Below are 16,231 nucleotides of genomic sequence, written 5' to 3' on the forward strand. Positions count from 1 at the left end.
AACGCACTAGGACCCACGGGGGCGTTTTGGACGACAACGCTTGGAAGGCAGGTGGCGGCAGTGCCCAGGACGACGGACGGTGACGGTACGCCCGTCCCCCAGCGGCTCTTGGCCGCCGCCACCCGGCTCTTCGCCGAGCAGGGCTACGACCGCACCTCCGTGCAGGAGATCGTCGAGGCGGCGGGCGTCACCAAGGGTGCGCTCTACCACTACTTCGGCTCCAAGGACGACCTCCTGCACGAGGTGTACGCGCGCGTGCTGCGTATCCAGCAGGAGCGTCTGGACGCCTTCGCGGACGCCGACGCGCCGGTCGAGGAGCGGTTGCGCGGTGCCGCGGCCGACGTCGTCGTCACCACGATCGACAACCTCGACGACGCGTCGATCTTCTTCCGCTCCATGCATCACCTCAGCCCTGAGAAGCACAAGCAGGTGCGTGCGGAGCGGCGTCGCTACCACGAGCGGTTCCGTGCGCTCGTCGAAGAGGGCCAGAAGAAGGGCGTCTTCTCCACGGCGACCCCCGCCGACCTGGTCGTCGACTACCACTTCGGCTCCGTGCACCACCTGTCGACGTGGTACCGCCCCGACGGCCCGCTCACCCCCCAGCAGGTCGCCGACCATCTGGCGGACCTGCTGCTGCGAGCGCTGCGGCCGTAGCTGGGGTGGGGTTTGTTTTCGCCCCCTCCGCCCCTGCCCGTCCCGTACCAGCCTTGCGGCTGCGGATGGGTGGGGGCTGGTCGTGCAGTTCCCCTGCGCCCCTTTCCGGGGCGCAGCCCCCGGGGACGGGCAGGGGCGGGGGGGCGAAAGCCCACTCCCACCCCGCCGCCCGACTCACACGTGCTTCTTGATCTCCTGCCGCGCCAGCGAGCGCTGATGGACCTCGTCCGGCCCGTCCGCGAGCTTCAGCGTCCGCGCACTCGCCCAGAGTTCGGCGAGCGGGAAGTCCTGACTGACACCCCCCGCACCGTGCAACTGGACGGCCTTGTCGAGGATGTCGACGACCGTACGCGGCGTGGCGATCTTGATGGCCTGGATCTCGGTGTGGGCGCCCTTGTTGCCGACGGTGTCCATCATCCAGGCGGTCTTGAGGACCAGCAGCCGGAGCTGCTCGACAGCCACGCGCGCGTCGGCGATCCAGTTCTGGACCACGCCCTGCTGGGCGAGCGGCTTGCCGAAGGCCGTGCGGGACACGGCCCGGCGGCACATCAGCTCGATCGCCCGCTCGGCCATGCCGATCAGCCGCATGCAGTGATGGATCCGCCCGGGCCCGAGCCGCGCCTGGGCGATGGCGAAGCCGCCGCCCTCCTCGCCGACCAGGTTGCTCACGGGCACCCGGACGTGGTCGAACACGACCTCGGCGTGCCCGCCGTGGGAGTGGTCCTCGTACCCGTACACCTGCATGGCGCGTCGGACTTCGAGACCCGGGGCGTCGCGGGGAACGAGCACCATGGACTGCTGGCGGCGGATGTCCGCGCCTTCCGGGTCCGTCTTGCCCATCACGATGAAGATCTTGCAGTCGGGGTTCATCGCCCCGGAGATGTACCACTTGCGGCCGGTGATGACGTACTCGTCGCCGTCCCGCTCGATGTGCGTGGTGATGTTCGTGGCGTCGGAGGAGGCCACCTCCGGCTCGGTCATCGCGAACGCCGAGCGGATCTCACCGGCGAGCAGCGGCTCCAGCCACTGCTTCTTCTGCTGCTCGTCGCCGAACTGCGCGAGCACCTCCATGTTGCCGGTGTCCGGCGCGGCGCAGTTCAGCGCGGTGGGCGCCAAGTGCGGGCTGCGGCCGGTGATTTCGGCGAGTGGGGCGTACTGGAGGTTGGTGAGCCCGGCCCCGTACTCGGAGTCGGGGAGGAACAGGTTCCACAGGCCCTGCCTGCGCGCCTCGGCCTTCAACTCCCCGACCACGGCCGGCGTGTCCCACGGCGAGGCCAGCAGCGCGCGCTGCTCCTCGGCGACGGCCTCCGCCGGATAGACGTACTCGTCCATGAAGGCGAGCAGCTTCTGGCGCAGCTCTTCGGTGCGCGCGTCGAATGCGAAGTCCATGGCGGATCAGCCTTCCTGAAGGGTGGTCAGGCCGTGCTCGATGAAGAAGGGGACCAGTTCACCGATGCGGTCGAAGCCCGCGCCGACCGTCTGGCCGAGTGTGTAGCGGTAGTGGATGCCCTCCAGGATCACGGCGAGCTTGAACCAGGCGAACGCCGTGTACCAGGAGACGGCGGACACGTCGCGCCCCGAGCGCGCGGCGTACCGCTCGACGATCTCGGCCGGGGCCGGGTGCCCGGCGGCCGAAGCGGTCGTGCTGATGGGGGAGTCGGGGAGATCGAGCGGGGCGCTGTACATCACCAGCAGCCCCAGGTCGGTGAGCGGATCGCCGAGCGTGGACATCTCCCAGTCCAGGATGGCCTTGATCCGGTCGTCGGTGCCGATCAGCACGTTGTCGAGCCGGTAGTCGCCGTGCACGACGGAGGGCGCGGGGGAATGCGGCAGTGCGCGCCCCAGGGCCGCGTGCAACTCGTCGATGCCCGCGAGCTCACGGTTCCTGGAGGCGTCCAACTGCTTGCCCCAGCGGCGCAGTTGCCGGTCGAGGAAACCCTCGGGACGGCCGAAGTCCGCGAGGCCCACCTCGGCGGGGTCGACCGAGTGCAGCTCGACCAGCGTGTCCACGAGCCCGAGGACCGCGTCGCGGGTGCGCTCCGGGCCGAGCGGGGCGAGCTGCTCGGCGGTGCGGTAGGGCGTGCCCTCCACGAACTCCATGATGTAGAACGGAGCGCCGAGCACCGACTCGTTCTCACACAGCAGCACCGGGCGGGGCACCGGCACGGCCGTCGGGTGCAGCGCGCTGATCACCCGGTGCTCGCGCTTCATGTCGTGTGCGGTGGCCAGCACGTGGCCCAGCGGGGGCCGTCGTACGACCCACTTCGCGGCGCCGTCCGAGACCGCGTAGGTGAGGTTCGACCGTCCGCCTTCGATCAGCCTGCCGGTCAGGGGGCCGTTCACCAGTCCTGGCCGCTCTCGGTCGAGCAGGCCGCGCAACTGGTCGAGATCGAGACCTGGCGGGTGGTCTGGGCTCATCATTGCTCCTACGCGCACGAAAACGGGACGTCACTATGATGCCGACCAGTCGGTATGTCGTCCAGAGAGTGTGCCAAACGTGATCGGCGTCTCGCTCCGGAGTCGGAAATCCGGGGCGAGACGCCGATCGGTCAGTCCTAGTGGTCGTCCCAGTGACCCTCGTGCGAGGCGTGCCGGTGGCCGTCGTGCAGATAGTCGAGGTGGTCGCCGTGCGCGACTGCGGGGTGCCCGCAGTCCTCGCCGTGCTGGTGGCCGTGCCCGTCGTGCGCGATGTGACCGTTCGGCTCGCACTCGTCCCAGTGCCCCGCGTGCTCGCGGTGCAGATGGCCGTCGTGCGCGTAGTCGACGTGGTCCCCGTGCCGCACCTCGGTGTGACCGCAGCTCGGGCCGTGGGCGTGTTCGTGGGTGGGGTGTTCCTGGTGAAGGGTGGTCATGCTGCTCGCCTTCGGAAGTGGCGTGGAAGGACGACTCAGGCTAACGCGGCAAAGTGTAGTAATTCCGGCTATTCCGGCTTGCGTGCCGTGCGAGTAGCCCGGAGGGTCGAGGGCATGAAGGCGATCAGCTACAGCCGGTACGGCGGGCCCGACGTACTGGAGTACGGAGACGTCCGGGACCCCAAGGTCGGACCCGACTCCGTCCTGGTGAAGGTGCGCGCGGCGTCCGTGAACCCCGTCGACTGGAAGTGCCGCGAGGGCCACCTGGACGGGATCCTGGACCCCGTCTTCCCGGTGATCCCCGGCTGGGACGTGTCCGGTGTGGTCGTCCAACCCGGCGCGTCCGTCACCGAGTTCGCGGTCGGCGACGAGGTCATCGCGTACGCCCGCGAGGACTTCCTCTCGCGCGGCACCTTCGCCGAGTACGTCGCGGTCCCCCTGCGCAGCCTCGCCCGCAAACCGCTGAACCTCTCCTTCGAGGAGGCGGCGGGCCTGCCGCTGGTGGGGCTCACCGCGTACCAGATGCTCACCAAGGTCCTCGATGTGACGGCGGGCGACACCGTCCTCGTCCACGCGGCCGCGGGCGGCGTCGGGTCGATCGCGGTCCAGCTCGCCCGCCACCTGGGGGCTCGTGTGATCGGCACGGCGAGCGAGTCGAACCACGATTTCGTACGGTCCCTGGGCGGCGAGCCCGTCAGCCACGGTGAGGGTCTCGCCGAGCGCGTACGGGCCCTCGCACCGGAGGGTGTGAACGCGGCCTTCGACACGATCGGCGGCGACACGATGAGGATGTCCGCCGAGCTGCTGGCCCCCGAGGGACGGCTGGCCTCCATCGCCGACCCCGACGTGGTCGGCTTCGGCGGCCGCTACTACTTCGTCCGCCCGGACCCGTACGACCTGCAGAGCCTGTGCGACCTCGCCGAGCAGGGCGTCGTCTCGGTCCATGTCTCCCAGACGTTTCCGCTGGAACGGGCGGCGGACGCGCATCGGCTGAGCGCGGAGGGGGGTACCCGGGGGAAGATCGTGGTGACGGTGGACTGGGCGGACTGAACCCCGGCCCATCCTCAGAAGCGGACCGAACCCCGGGCCGCCCTCAGAACACGAGTGCCGCCGCGCATACGGCCAGCGCGACGGTGCAGAGGGTCGCCGCTGTCGCGTGGCGGGGGGTGAGCGCCGGGGGGCCGTCCGTGCCGGATGCCGCGAGCACACGGATACGACGGTGGGCGAGGGCCAGGAAGCCCAGCCAGAGCGCGCAGCAGACGGCGCAGGCGACGACGCCGGCCACCGAGCGGCCGCCGTGCAGGGCGGTCTTCGTGGCGAGCACGGCGGCGACGGTGCTGGAGAGGGTCGTACGGCGCCACGCGAGCCGCGTGCGTTCCGGCTGCAGGCCCGGGTCGCGTTCCCGGGTGGGCTCGGTCAACCTGCCCAGCCGGCGAGTACGACGACGACCATCGCGACGGCGACGATCGCGACGGCGATGCTCAGCAAGGCCGGGAAGCGGGACACCGGCAGGTCTTCACCTCTGCGCATCGCCTGCTCGCAGCGGATCCAGTGATTGACGGCGCGCAGCGAGCAGAGCACGCCCGCACCCAGCAGGGCCAGGGCCAGACCGACGCGCCAGCCCCAGCGGAGATCGGGCAGGAACTGGTCCACCGCGAAGCCGCCGCCGATCAGGGCGAGAGCGGTGCGCAGCCAGGCCAGGAAGGTCCGCTCGTTCGCCAACGAGAACCGGTAGTCGGGCGTTCCGCCCTCCTCCCGGACCGCCTGGGGCGCGAACCACAGCCGGACATTCCGCACGAGTTCGATCACATGCAGGACCCTACCGGGGCGCCTGGCACGGGACGTTGTCAGTGCCGCCCGTTACGGTTCGGGCCATGGATGTTCCCACGTCACTGGCTTCGTACGCGCTGTCCGGGTACGGCATCGCCCCCGCGGAGCACCTGCTCGGTCTGCCCGGGTTCTGGCCGGCGTACTACGCCCCGACCTGGGACGAGTTCGCGGGCGAGCCCGAGCTGTTCGGCGCGGACGCGGCGGACGTCGACGCGGCCGCCGAGGCGCTGTACGACGCGACGGAGGTCTGGCCGGCGTACCGCATACCGATGGCCGGCGGGCACCTCCTGTGGATCGTGCACAGCAACCTCCCGGACGACCCCGGCACCAGCTATCTGATCACTCACCCCGACTGGCGCTCGCACGGCCACCTCGCCTCGATCGAGGGTCACTTCCATGGGCCAGGGCTGTCCTGGCCCGAGCTGGTCGCCGTCGCCGACTCCGCCCCGGCGGACACCGAGGGCATACGCGACCCCGACCTGCGGCTGCTCCTGCTGCTCCCGGCGTTCGGCGACGCGGACGTGCCGGTGGACGAGCCGGTGGAGCGCATCGCGGGCGCGCTCACGGCGGTCGGGGTGTCCGGGGACGCGGCGGCCGAGGTGGCGGAGCGGTTTCTGGACCATCCGTTCTGGGACGGCCCCACCTGGACGGTGCGGGGACAGAGCCCGCTCAGCGGCAGCAGGGACCGACCCGGCCTGCCGGCGGTGTGCGACGGTCGCCACAGCCCCAGAACCGTGGAGCTCGGGCCGCGCATCACCGCGGACCAGGAGCGGGCCCTGGCCGACGCGCTCGCGGGTGGCCGGTGCCCGGTGGATCAGTCCGTCGCCCGGTAGTCCCTCAGCCGCTCGTACGCGGCCAGGCCGTCCGGCACCCAGGTCCACTCGCCCAGCCGCCGCTCCACCTCCTCCTCGGGGAGGAAGTCGTGCCAGGCGACCTCCTCGACCTGAGGGTTCACCGGGAGCTCGCAGCGCACCTCGTACACGGCCGACCACCAGCTCTGACCGGCACCGTTGTCGTACAGGAACTTGAAGAGGGGGACGGGCCGGGGCAGCCCGGAGACGCCGAGTTCCTCCTCGGCCTCGCGGAGCGCCGCGTCGTCGTAGGACTCACCCGCCCCGACGACTCCGCCGACGAACATGTCGTAGAGGGAGGGGAAGACCAGCTTCGTGGGCGTCCGGCGATGGACGAAGACGCGGCCCCCGGCATCCCGGGCCTGAATGAACACACACCGGTGGCGCAGCCCACGCGCATACGCCTCCCCGCGTGGGGACTGCCCGATGACCTGGTCGTTCTGGTCGACGATGTCGAGGATCTCGTCGGCGGCACTCGTGCCCCCGGCCGCGCTCGTGCCCGCATCCCCATCCACGCTCATGCCCCCATCCAAGCAGCCCCGAGCCCCACGCGAGCGGCACCGCCCCGGCCACCGGGACCGGCAGCCTCAATGCCGTTGAAGATCCCGCGACGGCTCCGCCTCCGCGGTCCCGGCCGGCATCGCCGGATGCAGCCCGAGCAGCACGATCCCCACCACGATGGACGCGAGCCCCGCCGCCTGCCAGGCGAGCGCCCCCACGTCCATGCGGAGCTGATCGCCGAGAAAACCCACCCCGCAGACGATCCCGGCCAGCGGCTGGGCCGCGGTGAGCGCGGGCAGTGACATCCGCAGCGGTGCCGTCTCGAAGGCGCTCTGGACCAGCACCAGACCCGTGACGCCGAGCGCCAGCACCGCGTACGGCTGCCAGCCGGTGAGCAGTTCGCTCCAGCCGCCGGCGCCGAACCGCTGCCCGCTGACCCGGGTGAGCGCGTCCTGGACGCCGTACAGCAGCCCCGCGGCCAGTGAGAGCAGTACGGGCCCGGAGCTCAGCCGGGACCGCTTGGCGTAGGTGGTGAGCAGCAGCGCCAGGCCGACCATGATCCCGATGATCAGCCAGTGCCGAAGCGGATTGGTGACGGCGTCGCCGCCCTGCGGCTGACCCGCCACGATGAACGCGGTGACGCCGCCCGCGAGCAGCACGAGCCCGGTCCAGCCCTGCCGCCCCAGCGCCTGCTTGGTCTGGTGGCGGGAGAGCGCGAGCGCGAAGAGCAGGTTCGTCGCGAGGAGCGGTTCCACCAGGGAGATCTCGCCCTTGCCCAGGGCGATCGCGCCGAGGACCATGCCGCACACCATGAGCCCGATGCCGCCCAGCCACCGGGGGACCCGGATCAGGTCGAGCAGCAGACGGGGGGAGAGGAAGTCGCTCAGTGGCGCGTGCGAGGCGGCGTTCTGCTGGAGCACGAAGCCGAAGCCCAAACAGCAGGCCGCGCTCACGGCAAGGATCAGAACGAGAACCGACACGCTGTGTACCTCGAGACGTCAGGCGGGCCACGGTTGCGTATCCGCCGACTGTAGTGCCAAGGGCCGGGGCCTGCCCCCAGGAGTACCCGGAACCAGGCAGTTGACTCGGTCACTCTTCTTGCCGAAGGATCTGACCGATCAGTAACAAGGTGTGGCCGACCAGCGCGGTCAACCACCACCAATGTCTCATCAACCGGCGACGGTGCCGATCGGTTCGTGACAAACCTCATGACCACCCCCATGGGGAACTTGGTGAGGGTCCCTCATGACAACACCGATCCGACCAGTCGGAATGCCGAGAGGACGGGCCCATGGCCTACGACGCAGATGTGATCGTGATCGGAGCGGGCCTCGCGGGGCTCGCGGCGACCGCGGAGCTCGTCGACGCGGGCCGCAAGGTGATCCTCCTCGACCAGGAGCCGGAGCAGTCGATCGGCGGCCAGGCGCACTGGTCCTTCGGCGGGCTCTTCTTCGTCGACTCGCCCGAGCAGCGCCGCCTGCGGATCAAGGACAGCCACGCGCTCGCCCTCCAGGACTGGATGGGCACGGCCGCCTTCGACCGGCCCGAGGACCACTGGCCGCGTCAATGGGCGGAGGCGTACGTCGACTTCGCGGCCGGTGAGAAGCGTTCCTGGCTGCACCGGCAGGGCGTGCGCTTCTTCCCGGTGGTGGGCTGGGCCGAGCGTGGCGGTTACGACGCCACTGGGCACGGGAACTCGGTGCCCCGCTTCCACATCACCTGGGGGACCGGGCCGGGCCTGGTCGCGCCCTTCGAGCGGCGGGTGCGGGCCGGCGTCGCCCGCGGCCTCGTGCAGTTGAAGTTCCGCCACCGCGTCACCGGCCTCTCGCGCAGCGCGGGATCCGTCGACACGGTCACCGGCGAGATCCTGGAGCCGTCCGGCATCGAGCGCGGTCAGGCCAGCAGCCGCGCGGTCACCGGTGCCTTCGAGCTCAGGGCCCAGGCGGTGATCGTCACGTCGGGCGGCATCGGCGGCGACCACGACCTCGTGCGGGCCAACTGGCCCGAGCGGCTGGGCACTCCGCCCGAGCGGATGATCTCCGGCGTCCCCGCGCACGTCGACGGCAGGATGCTCGGGATCGCCGAGGAGGCGGGCGCCCGCCTCATCAACCGCGACCGCATGTGGCACTACACCGAGGGCATCCAGAACTGGAACCCCATCTGGGCCAACCACGGCATCCGCATCCTCCCCGGCCCGTCCTCCCTCTGGCTCGACGCGCGCGGCAACCGGCTGCCGGTGCCGCTGTTCCCCGGCTTCGACACGCTCGGCACGCTCGAACACATCATGAGGACCGGGTACGACTACACCTGGTTCGTGCTCGACCAGAAGATCATCGGCAAGGAGTTCGCGCTCTCCGGCTCGGAGCAGAACCCCGACCTCACGGGGAAGTCCGTCAAGGGCGTCATCGGGCGGGCGCGCGCCGATGTGCCGGGGCCGGTCAAGGCGTTCATGGACAACGGAGTGGACTTCGTCGTCGAGAAGGACCTCGGCGCGCTCGTACGGGGGATGAACGCGCTCACCAAGGAGCCGCTCATCGAGGAGGCGGAGCTGCGCCGGGTGATCGTCGCGCGCGACCGGGAGATCGCCAACCCGTTCACCAAGGACCTTCAGGTGACCGCGATGCACGGGGCCCGCAAGTTCCTCGGCGACAAGCTGATCCGTACCGCGTCCCCGCACCGCATCCTCGACCCCAAGGCGGGCCCGCTGATCGCCGTCCGTCTCAACATCCTCACCCGCAAGACCCTCGGCGGGCTGGAAACCGACCTCTCCTCGCGTGTGCTGACCGAGGGCGGCGATCCGCTGGAGGGTGTGTATGCCGCCGGAGAGGCCGCTGGGTTCGGCGGCGGCGGGGTGCACGGCTACCGGTCCCTCGAAGGTACGTTCCTGGGCGGCTGCCTGTTCTCCGGGCGTACGGCGGGGCGGGCGGCGGCCAAGGCGGTGGGCTGAGCCCAGGCGTCATGCATCCCCGTCGGCGTGGCGGGTCGCGGGTTCAACTCCGCGGCTCGCAAGGGGAGTTGACACGTGTAGCGAATCGGTCGGCCCTTGACGAAAACCCATGGCTGCGGGTTTGCTGTGCGTGATCGACCCCTGACGAGCCGCGCCTGTGAGGAAGACTCGCGGTGTCACCACCCCCGCCTCCCCTCGGCCGCGGTCGCAAGCGCGCTGCCCAGGCCTTCGACGCCGTGCTCGACGACGCCGGACTCGCCGCCGCGCGCGCCTCGTTGAACCAGGGGCGATGGATCGCGGTCCGCGCACTGCTGGCCGCCACCGGCGACGACTGGGATCGGCGTGGCCATCGCGTCACCGTCCTCGCGCAGGAGTCCGCCGCGCTCGCCTGGGCCCGCGACTGGCAGCTCGCCGAACCGGAGTCCGCCGACGCCGCCGTACTTCTCGGCTGCGCCGCCGTCCAGCGTGCCCTGAAGGGCAAGGAACGCCCGGAGCGCGCCCGCGAGGCCTGCCACGCCGCCGCGGCACTCGCGCCCGCCGACCCCACCCCCTGGCTCGGCCTGCTCGTCCTGGAACGCTCACTCGGCGCCGAGGACGACGTGGTCCGGCTCTTCGACGAGGTGCGCCACCGCTACCCCGATCACCACCACGCCCACCACCTGATGGTCGCCCGGCTCGCCGAACGTCGCGTCGAAGCGGGCCAGGACCCGTTGCACGAGGTGTACGACTTCGCCAACTGGGCCGCCGAGCAGGCCCCCGCCGACTCGCCGCTCGCCATCCTCCCGGTCGTCGCGCACGCCGAGCGCTACCGCGTGCTCGCCACCGCCGGCGGTGAGCCCGGCGATCCGGTCGCCTCCGGGCACTGGGTCGGCCGCCGGGCCCGCCAGGTGATGAAGGCCGCCTTCGACTGGTGGCTGGAGTGGGAGCGCGACGACCACCCGCGCCGCTTCGTCGACCTCAACTTCCTCGCCCACGCCAAGTTCTGCGAGGGCCGGGGCGCCGAGGCCGCCGCCCTGTTCCACCGCATCGGAGAGCACGCCACCCCGGCGCCGTGGTCGTACCCGGACCGCGACCCGTACAACGCCTTCCGTGCCGCCCGCGACAGCGCGCTCGGCACGGTGTGAACGACCACGCGCGATCAATCCAGACTCCCGACCACCCCCGAGATCCGAACATCCGAAAGGACAACCCCGCGATGACGACGGGCAGTTCGAGCACATCGAGTACGTCGAACACGGGCAGACCGGCCGCCGACGGCGGCGGCATCAGTACCTTCAAGGGACAGGAGCGCGCGCTGCACGCCGACCGGCTGGGCACGGGCGGTCTGCTGCTGTCCGTCCTCGCGGCGACCGCCCCGCTCATGGTGGTCGCGGGTGTCATGCCCACCACATTCGCGGTGATGGGCATCGTCGGCCAGCCGCTGCTCTTCGTCATCCTCGGCGTCGTCCTCGTGCTCTTCAGCGTCGGGTACGCCGAGATGAGCCGGCACGTCCACAACGCGGGCGCCTTCTACGCGTACATCTCACGCGGCCTCGGCGGCACCGCCGGCGCGGGCGCGGCGCTGGTCGCCCTCGTCGCGTACAACTCCCTCCAGGTCGGCATCTACGGCATCTTCGGCTTCGAGGTGTCCGGGCTGTTCTCCACCTACCTGGACCTCGAGATCGCCTGGTGGATACCGGCGTTGGTGGCCGTGCTCGTCGTCGGCGCGCTCGGCTGGCTGAAGATCGACGTCAACGCGCGCGTGCTCGGTGTCCTGCTGGTCATCGAGGTGGCCCTCGTCGTCATCTTCGACATCGCCGCGGTCGCCGACCCGGCGAAGGAGGGCCTGTCGCTGCACGCCTTCAACCCGGACACCCTCACCGGCGCCGGCGTCGGCACCGCGCTCTGCTTCTGCATCGCCGCCTTCCTCGGCTTCGAGCAGGCCCCCGTGTATGCCGAGGAGACCAGCCGCCCGCACATCCTCGTGCCGCGCGTGATGTTCCTCGCCGTCGCCGGTGTCGCCGTGTTCTTCGCGCTCAGCTGCTGGGCGCTCACCGTGGCCACCGGCCCCTCGGGGATCGTCGGCGCCTCCCAGAAGCAGAGCGCGGGCCTGCTCTTCTTCCTCACCGAATCGCGGCTCGGCGGCACCTTCACGGACGTGTTGCACGTCCTGTTCGTGACCGGCATGTTCGCGGCGATGCTCAGCTTCCACAACGTCGTCGCGCGGTACGCCTTCGCCATGGGCCGCGAAGGACTGCTGCCCGCTTCCTTCGGGCGGACGACCGGCACCAGCGGCGCCCCCGGCACCGGCTCGCTGCTGCAGACCGCCGTGTCCCTGGTGTTCGTGATCGCCTTCGCGGTCGCCGACGACAAGCCGACCGGCGACCCCACCGCACCCGTGCTGCACCTGTTCACCTGGGGCGGCAACATCGGCGCGCTCGGCGTCATCGTGCTGATGGCGGCCGCCTCGCTCTCCGTCATCGTCTTCTTCGTCCGCCGGGGCGCCGCGCGGCCCCAGGCCTGGCGCCTTGCCGCGTCCGCCGTCGCGGGCGTCGCGCTGCTGGTCATCGCGGTCTACACCGTCAAGGACTTCGACGTCCTCGTCGGTGCGGGCCCCGACTCCTCGCTGAGCTGGCTGCTGCCCGCCATCATCGGGGCCGCTCTGGTCACAGGCGTGATCCAGGGCCTGGTGCTGCGCGCCCGCAAGCCCGGGGCGCACGCCCGGATCGGGCTCGGCAACGAGGCGTTCCAGCTGGACAAGGCGGCCGAGTCCGCGTCCTGAAGCGGCCTGCCTGGAGCACGCTTGACGAACGGCACGTAAGAAGTGATTACGGAACGCTGACGGGCACCCGCCGACGCTGGCCTTTTGGGGGTCGCGGGTGCTCGAATCAGTGTGTGAACCCTGAACAGCCCGAGGAGCGCGAACCGGAGCGATCCGACGAGCGCGCCCGGGAGCGACCCGGAGAGCGAAGTCCCAACCGGCCAAAGGAGCTGACTCCGAAGGGCCGGAGTCCGGAGCGGCCCGTGGACACGGGTCCGGAGCGGCCCGAGGAGCGCGGAGCGCCGATCGGCCGACGGGTGCTGCTCGGCACGCTCGGGCTCGGCGCGCTCGGCGTGATCGCCGCGCCCCCGCTCCAGCGCGGCCTCGAGTCCTTCCTCGCCGGCGCCTCCGAGAAGGATCCCACGGGCCTCACCGGTCTGCTGCCCAACGGCGGCGGCTTCCGCTACTACTCGGTGGCGTCCTCCGTCCCGCACAAGAACGAGACGAACTACCGCCTCACCATCGACGGCCTGGTCGACCACCCCAGGTCCTACACTCTCGCCGAACTGCGAGCCCTGCCCCAGACCCGCCTCGTGCACGACGTCCAGTGCGTCACGGGCTGGCGGGTGCCGGGCACACCCTTCGAGGGCGTACGCCTGTCCCGGTTGCTGGACGCCGCGGGAGTGCGCTCCTCGGCCGGGGCGATCCGGTTCACCTGCTTCGACGGGACGTACACGGAGAGCCTCACGCTGCGGCAGGCCCGCCGCGCCGACGTCCTGGTGGCCCTCCGCATGCAGGACAAGCCCCTCGGCCACAACCACGGCGGCCCCGTCCGCCTCTACGTAGCCCCCATGTACTTCTACAAGTCCGCCAAGTGGCTCTCCGGCATCACCGTCACCGAGGACGTCCGTCCCGGTTACTGGGAGGACCGGGGCTACGACGTGGACGCGTGGGTCGGCCGCTCGAACGGACGCGACGATGCACCCACGAGTTGACGACACCCCGGCCGTGTCCCCGCGCTCCGCCCGGGTGCGGCGCTTCAGCCGCGCCGAGTACTGGGTGCACCGTGTGACCGCCCTGCTGATGGGCGTGTGTGTGGCCACCGCGGCCTGCCTCTACATCCCCCAGCTCGCCGAACTCGTCGGCCGACGCGAGCTCGTGGTCAGGATCCATGAAGTGGCGGGCGTGATCCTCCCGGTGCCCGTCCTGGCGGGCCTGGCCTCCCGCGCCTTCCGCGCCGACCTGGGCTTCCTGAACCGCTTCGGGCCGCACGACCGGGTATGGCTGCGCGCGGCGCTGCGGCGCGACAAGAGCCCGGAGTCCCGCCCGGCGGGCAAGTTCAACGCGGGGCAGAAGATCTACGCGGCCTGGATCGCCGGGGCCTCGCTGGTGATGCTGGGCACCGGCCTGCTGATGTGGTTCACCCACCTCACACCTCTGATGTGGCGCACCAGCGCGACCTTCGTGCACGACTGGCTGGCTCTGACGATCGGCATCGTCCTCGCGGGCCACATCGGCATGGCGCTGGGCGATCCGGAGGCCCGGGAGGGGCTGCGGACGGGGTCGGTGAGCCGGGAGTGGGCAGAGAGCGAGCATCCACTGTGGCGGCCTTAGCCGCGCGGCGCTGCGGCGCCCTCCTCACCTGGCCAGACATCGAACGCGGCGCGAAGCAGCGGATAGGCCCCTGCCTGGGGTGAAGGCGGTTCCCTCACACCAGACCGCCCGAACCCCCGGCACGTACGGCCTGGGCGCCCACGCTCGGAAGATGGGGTGCCCCGGCCGGGCGGCAGGTGTGCCGGAGGCGGCCCTCATTTCGCCGAACGGTCGAGGCCGGTGACCGGTGCGGCCCACAGTCGGCGGGAAGTGGGCGCCGTGGAGAGGCTTTGGGCGGGAGGTGCCATGGGGCGTCAGCCATCACGGGGAAGGCCGGGCCGGGAGGAGAGACGCCCCGGCCTGTCCCGTACGGATACGCCCGCGAACCACTCCGGCCGGGGGAGTTCCCGGACGATGCGTCAGGGGAGACCTGCTCGTCAGTCTTGTCGGTGCCGGATCATCGTGTGGCTTCGACGAGCGCGTTGGCGGTGCGGGACGCGGTCCTTGGCGCCCTGGCGCCGAATTTCCATTCGAAGGCGCGGAAAGCGTCCTCCTGCTTCCACTCCACCGCGCCCTTGGCAGTGGACGCGAGGAACTGGGCGCAGCGCTTGCCGGGGGCGGGGTCGCCGAGGCGGTCTCGGGCGCACTCCGGGACGACCTGGTAGCCGTCGCGGTCGCGCCACAGGCTGCGGCCCTTCAGGAAGCCGTACTCCACGGAAGTGCGGGCCAAGTCCTTCAGAGCCCGGTAGTCCAGCTGGTAGGTCAGCGCGGCCCGCTGGTACTCGCGGCTGATGTCGGTCCGCTCGACGCCGGGGTCGTCGGTGGCCAGGGCGACCGGGACGCCGTATCTCCGGTACAGCGGGAAGGGATGAGCCGGGCCCGTGACGCCCAGGATCTGCGCGTTGCTGGTGAGCGGGACCTCAACCAGCACATGCCGCCGGGCCATCAGGCGCAGCAGTTCCCGGGAGTCGTCCTCGTGGCGGATGTCGACGCCGTGGCCGATGCGGTCGGTGCGGGCGGTGAGCACGGCGTCGCGCACGTGGAAGCGCAAGTCCTCGGGCTTGACCAGGCCGGGGACAAGCTCTCCCGCGTGCACGGTGAGGGGAACGTCGGGATACACACCGCGCAGGTAGTTCAGCACGCGCATCTGCAGACGGTAGTCGGCGAGCGCCACCGGACCGTCCTCGGGTTGCACGAGGTTCAGCGAGACGAAGCGGGGGTCGCGCCGGGCCAGTTCCACGCCGAGCAGCATCTGGGTGAAAACCAACTCGGGCGGTCCGCCTCGCGACACCTGGGAGATGAACCGCACCGGCAGCGCGCACCCGGCGTCGGGGCGGTCGGTGTCGCAGTGCGCGGCGGTACGGAACTCCTCGAGCATCGAGTCCGTCTTGCTCATCGCCTGCTGGACGACGGCGTCCATGCCGCCGTCGGCCAGCAGCTTGTCGCGCAGCCGACTCAGGTCACTGTCGTACCCGACCTTGGCGGCAAGGGCGGCAGCGGCGGAGTAGGCGGGGGTCAGCATGGTCTCGAGGTAGAACTGGTGCTGATTCGCGGCCGAGGTGGAGACCTGGGCCAGCAGCCGTCCGGGATGGAGTCCGCTGACCGCGCCGAACTTTCCGAATGTGGCGAAGAAGTGGTCGTGGCTGCTCTCGCCCTGACCGGGCGTGAAGTCCTGCATGGACCAGGCGCGGATGACCTGACGCCGGAAACCGGGGTCGGTGGCGGTGTCGGCCGCCGGGCGGGTGTTCCCCGTGCAGGGCGGCGCGCTCGCGGTGAGGGTGGTCCTGTCGATGCAGTAGCCGGCCTCGACAGCGAGTCTCAACAGCAGCTCGGTGGTCGCCGCGCCCGAAAGGTGGTTGTGGAGGTCTGCACCCTTGGGCAGAGCCCTGAAGAAGGCGGCCAGCGCCTCGGGGCGGTCGCGCACGCCTTTCAGGTACGCCGAGACGCCGGCCTCGGCGCGAGTGGGTACGCTCGCGTCCTTCTCCGCGGCCTGGGACAGCTGAGTGGGTGTCAGGGCGAGCGCCAGTGCGGCGCTCAGGACCGGCGCGAGCCGGGTGGTGCGGCGCCGCGCGAAAGACAGGACTGAGAGAGGCATGGTGATCATCCTCCGGCAGTCGGGCTGCGGCGTGAATGTCCGACATACCGCTTGTCACCCGGGCGACGCATCCGGCTGCCGTGTGCCCGCCGGTCCGGTCGCCAACTGCACGACGGTGGGCACCGTTTCCCCCTTGCCGCAGACAACAGGGCCGTTTCATGTAGCGGC

The 16,231-nt window shown here is 71.0% G+C and carries 16 protein-coding genes; 8 read left to right on the plus strand and 8 right to left on the minus strand.

The features are described from left to right. Positions 1–60: 60 nt before the first annotated feature. Positions 61–654, plus strand: coding sequence for a TetR/AcrR family transcriptional regulator (locus ACZ4RZ_RS14360; protein WP_189187803.1), 594 nt, complete (start codon positions 61–63; stop codon positions 652–654). 174 nt (positions 655–828) lie between these two features. Here ACZ4RZ_RS14360 and ACZ4RZ_RS14365 read toward each other — a convergent pair whose 3' ends face one another. The 3 genes from ACZ4RZ_RS14365 to ACZ4RZ_RS14375 all read right to left on the minus strand — a co-directional run bounded on the left by ACZ4RZ_RS14365 (position 829) and on the right by ACZ4RZ_RS14375 (position 3,506). Continuing rightward, positions 829–2,043 (minus strand): acyl-CoA dehydrogenase family protein, encoded by a 1,215-nt coding sequence (locus ACZ4RZ_RS14365; RefSeq protein ID WP_467744558.1) that lies wholly within the window; start codon positions 2,041–2,043, stop codon positions 829–831. Positions 2,044–2,049: 6 nt separating this feature from the next. Further along, complete coding sequence (locus ACZ4RZ_RS14370) at positions 2,050–3,072, minus strand: phosphotransferase family protein (protein ID WP_467744560.1); 1,023 nt, start codon at positions 3,070–3,072, stop codon at positions 2,050–2,052. A 137-nt stretch (positions 3,073–3,209) separates the two neighbouring features. After that, positions 3,210–3,506 (minus strand): hypothetical protein, encoded by a 297-nt coding sequence (locus tag ACZ4RZ_RS14375; protein ID WP_467744562.1) that lies wholly within the window; start codon positions 3,504–3,506, stop codon positions 3,210–3,212. A gap of 114 nt (positions 3,507–3,620) precedes the next feature. Here ACZ4RZ_RS14375 and ACZ4RZ_RS14380 point away from each other — a divergent pair, with 114 nt between their 5' ends. Further along, entirely contained in the window at positions 3,621–4,556 is a 936-nt protein-coding gene (locus tag ACZ4RZ_RS14380) for an NADP-dependent oxidoreductase (RefSeq protein ID WP_467744564.1), read from the plus strand. A gap of 43 nt (positions 4,557–4,599) precedes the next feature. Here the strand turns inward: ACZ4RZ_RS14380 and ACZ4RZ_RS14385 are convergent, their stop codons facing one another. Together ACZ4RZ_RS14385 and ACZ4RZ_RS14390 are read right to left on the minus strand one after the other, a co-directional pair. Continuing rightward, positions 4,600–4,926 carry a DUF202 domain-containing protein gene (locus ACZ4RZ_RS14385; protein WP_467744565.1) on the minus strand — a complete coding sequence of 109 codons (327 nt, stop codon included), beginning with the start codon at positions 4,924–4,926 and terminating at the stop codon, positions 4,600–4,602. Further along, positions 4,923–5,315: a YidH family protein gene (locus ACZ4RZ_RS14390; protein ID WP_467744567.1), complete on the minus strand. Its 393-nt coding sequence runs from the start codon at positions 5,313–5,315 to the stop codon at positions 4,923–4,925. The genes ACZ4RZ_RS14385 and ACZ4RZ_RS14390 overlap by 4 nt, the downstream gene beginning before the upstream one ends. A gap of 65 nt (positions 5,316–5,380) precedes the next feature. On the opposite strand from ACZ4RZ_RS14390, the gene ACZ4RZ_RS14395 reads away from it, so the two are divergent. Continuing rightward, positions 5,381–6,169: a hypothetical protein gene (locus ACZ4RZ_RS14395; RefSeq protein WP_467744569.1), complete on the plus strand. Its 789-nt coding sequence runs from the start codon at positions 5,381–5,383 to the stop codon at positions 6,167–6,169. On the opposite strand, the gene ACZ4RZ_RS14400 is transcribed toward ACZ4RZ_RS14395, so the two are convergent. Then, a complete protein-coding gene (locus ACZ4RZ_RS14400; RefSeq protein WP_467744570.1) occupies positions 6,151–6,708 on the minus strand; it encodes an NUDIX hydrolase in 558 nt (185 codons plus the stop codon). The two genes, ACZ4RZ_RS14395 and ACZ4RZ_RS14400, sit on opposite strands and share 19 nt — an antisense overlap. Before the next feature lie 66 nt (positions 6,709–6,774). Further along, entirely contained in the window at positions 6,775–7,668 is an 894-nt protein-coding gene (locus ACZ4RZ_RS14405; protein WP_467744572.1) for a DMT family transporter, read from the minus strand. A gap of 311 nt (positions 7,669–7,979) precedes the next feature. On the opposite strand from ACZ4RZ_RS14405, the gene ACZ4RZ_RS14410 reads away from it, so the two are divergent. The 5 genes from ACZ4RZ_RS14410 to ACZ4RZ_RS14430 all read left to right on the plus strand — a co-directional run bounded on the left by ACZ4RZ_RS14410 (position 7,980) and on the right by ACZ4RZ_RS14430 (position 13,989). Beyond that, on the plus strand, positions 7,980–9,635 hold the full coding sequence (locus ACZ4RZ_RS14410) for an FAD-binding dehydrogenase (protein WP_467744574.1): 1,656 nt from the start codon (positions 7,980–7,982) through the stop codon (positions 9,633–9,635). 173 nt (positions 9,636–9,808) lie between these two features. Beyond that, on the plus strand, positions 9,809–10,759 hold the full coding sequence (locus ACZ4RZ_RS14415) for a hypothetical protein (RefSeq protein ID WP_467744576.1): 951 nt from the start codon (positions 9,809–9,811) through the stop codon (positions 10,757–10,759). Between the two features lie 71 nt (positions 10,760–10,830). Then, positions 10,831–12,396: an APC family permease gene (locus ACZ4RZ_RS14420; RefSeq protein ID WP_467744578.1), complete on the plus strand. Its 1,566-nt coding sequence runs from the start codon at positions 10,831–10,833 to the stop codon at positions 12,394–12,396. A gap of 242 nt (positions 12,397–12,638) precedes the next feature. Beyond that, the gene (locus ACZ4RZ_RS14425) at positions 12,639–13,370 is read left to right on the plus strand and encodes a molybdopterin-dependent oxidoreductase (protein ID WP_467744580.1); all 732 of its coding nucleotides are present in this window, start codon (positions 12,639–12,641) and stop codon (positions 13,368–13,370) included. Next, positions 13,354–13,989 (plus strand): cytochrome b/b6 domain-containing protein, encoded by a 636-nt coding sequence (locus ACZ4RZ_RS14430; RefSeq protein ID WP_467744582.1) that lies wholly within the window; start codon positions 13,354–13,356, stop codon positions 13,987–13,989. The genes ACZ4RZ_RS14425 and ACZ4RZ_RS14430 overlap by 17 nt, the downstream gene beginning before the upstream one ends. A 436-nt stretch (positions 13,990–14,425) precedes the next feature. Here the strand turns inward: ACZ4RZ_RS14430 and ACZ4RZ_RS14435 are convergent, their stop codons facing one another. Beyond that, complete coding sequence (locus ACZ4RZ_RS14435; RefSeq protein ID WP_467744584.1) at positions 14,426–16,072, minus strand: adenosine deaminase family protein; 1,647 nt, start codon at positions 16,070–16,072, stop codon at positions 14,426–14,428. Between the last annotated feature and the right edge of the window lie 159 nt (positions 16,073–16,231).

This window comes from Streptomyces sp. NPDC027189 (assembly GCF_055566975.1).

Excerpts from the sequence above, each read along its gene's own strand:
- ACZ4RZ_RS14370 (WP_467744560.1), bottom strand. The coding sequence starts at position 3,072 with ATGAGCCCAGACCACCCGCCAGGTCTCGATCTCGACCAGTTGCGCGGC.
- ACZ4RZ_RS14380 (WP_467744564.1), top strand. The coding sequence starts at position 3,621 with ATGAAGGCGATCAGCTACAGCCGGTACGGCGGGCCCGACGTACTGGAG.
- ACZ4RZ_RS14395 (WP_467744569.1), top strand. The coding sequence starts at position 5,381 with ATGGATGTTCCCACGTCACTGGCTTCGTACGCGCTGTCCGGGTACGGC.
- ACZ4RZ_RS14430 (WP_467744582.1), top strand. The coding sequence starts at position 13,354 with ATGCACCCACGAGTTGACGACACCCCGGCCGTGTCCCCGCGCTCCGCC.
- ACZ4RZ_RS14400 (WP_467744570.1), bottom strand. The coding sequence starts at position 6,708 with ATGAGCGTGGATGGGGATGCGGGCACGAGCGCGGCCGGGGGCACGAGT.
- ACZ4RZ_RS14420 (WP_467744578.1), top strand. The coding sequence starts at position 10,831 with ATGACGACGGGCAGTTCGAGCACATCGAGTACGTCGAACACGGGCAGA.
- ACZ4RZ_RS14365 (WP_467744558.1), bottom strand. The coding sequence starts at position 2,043 with ATGGACTTCGCATTCGACGCGCGCACCGAAGAGCTGCGCCAGAAGCTG.
- ACZ4RZ_RS14375 (WP_467744562.1), bottom strand. The coding sequence starts at position 3,506 with ATGACCACCCTTCACCAGGAACACCCCACCCACGAACACGCCCACGGC.
- ACZ4RZ_RS14435 (WP_467744584.1), bottom strand. The coding sequence starts at position 16,072 with ATGATCACCATGCCTCTCTCAGTCCTGTCTTTCGCGCGGCGCCGCACC.
- ACZ4RZ_RS14410 (WP_467744574.1), top strand. The coding sequence starts at position 7,980 with ATGGCCTACGACGCAGATGTGATCGTGATCGGAGCGGGCCTCGCGGGG.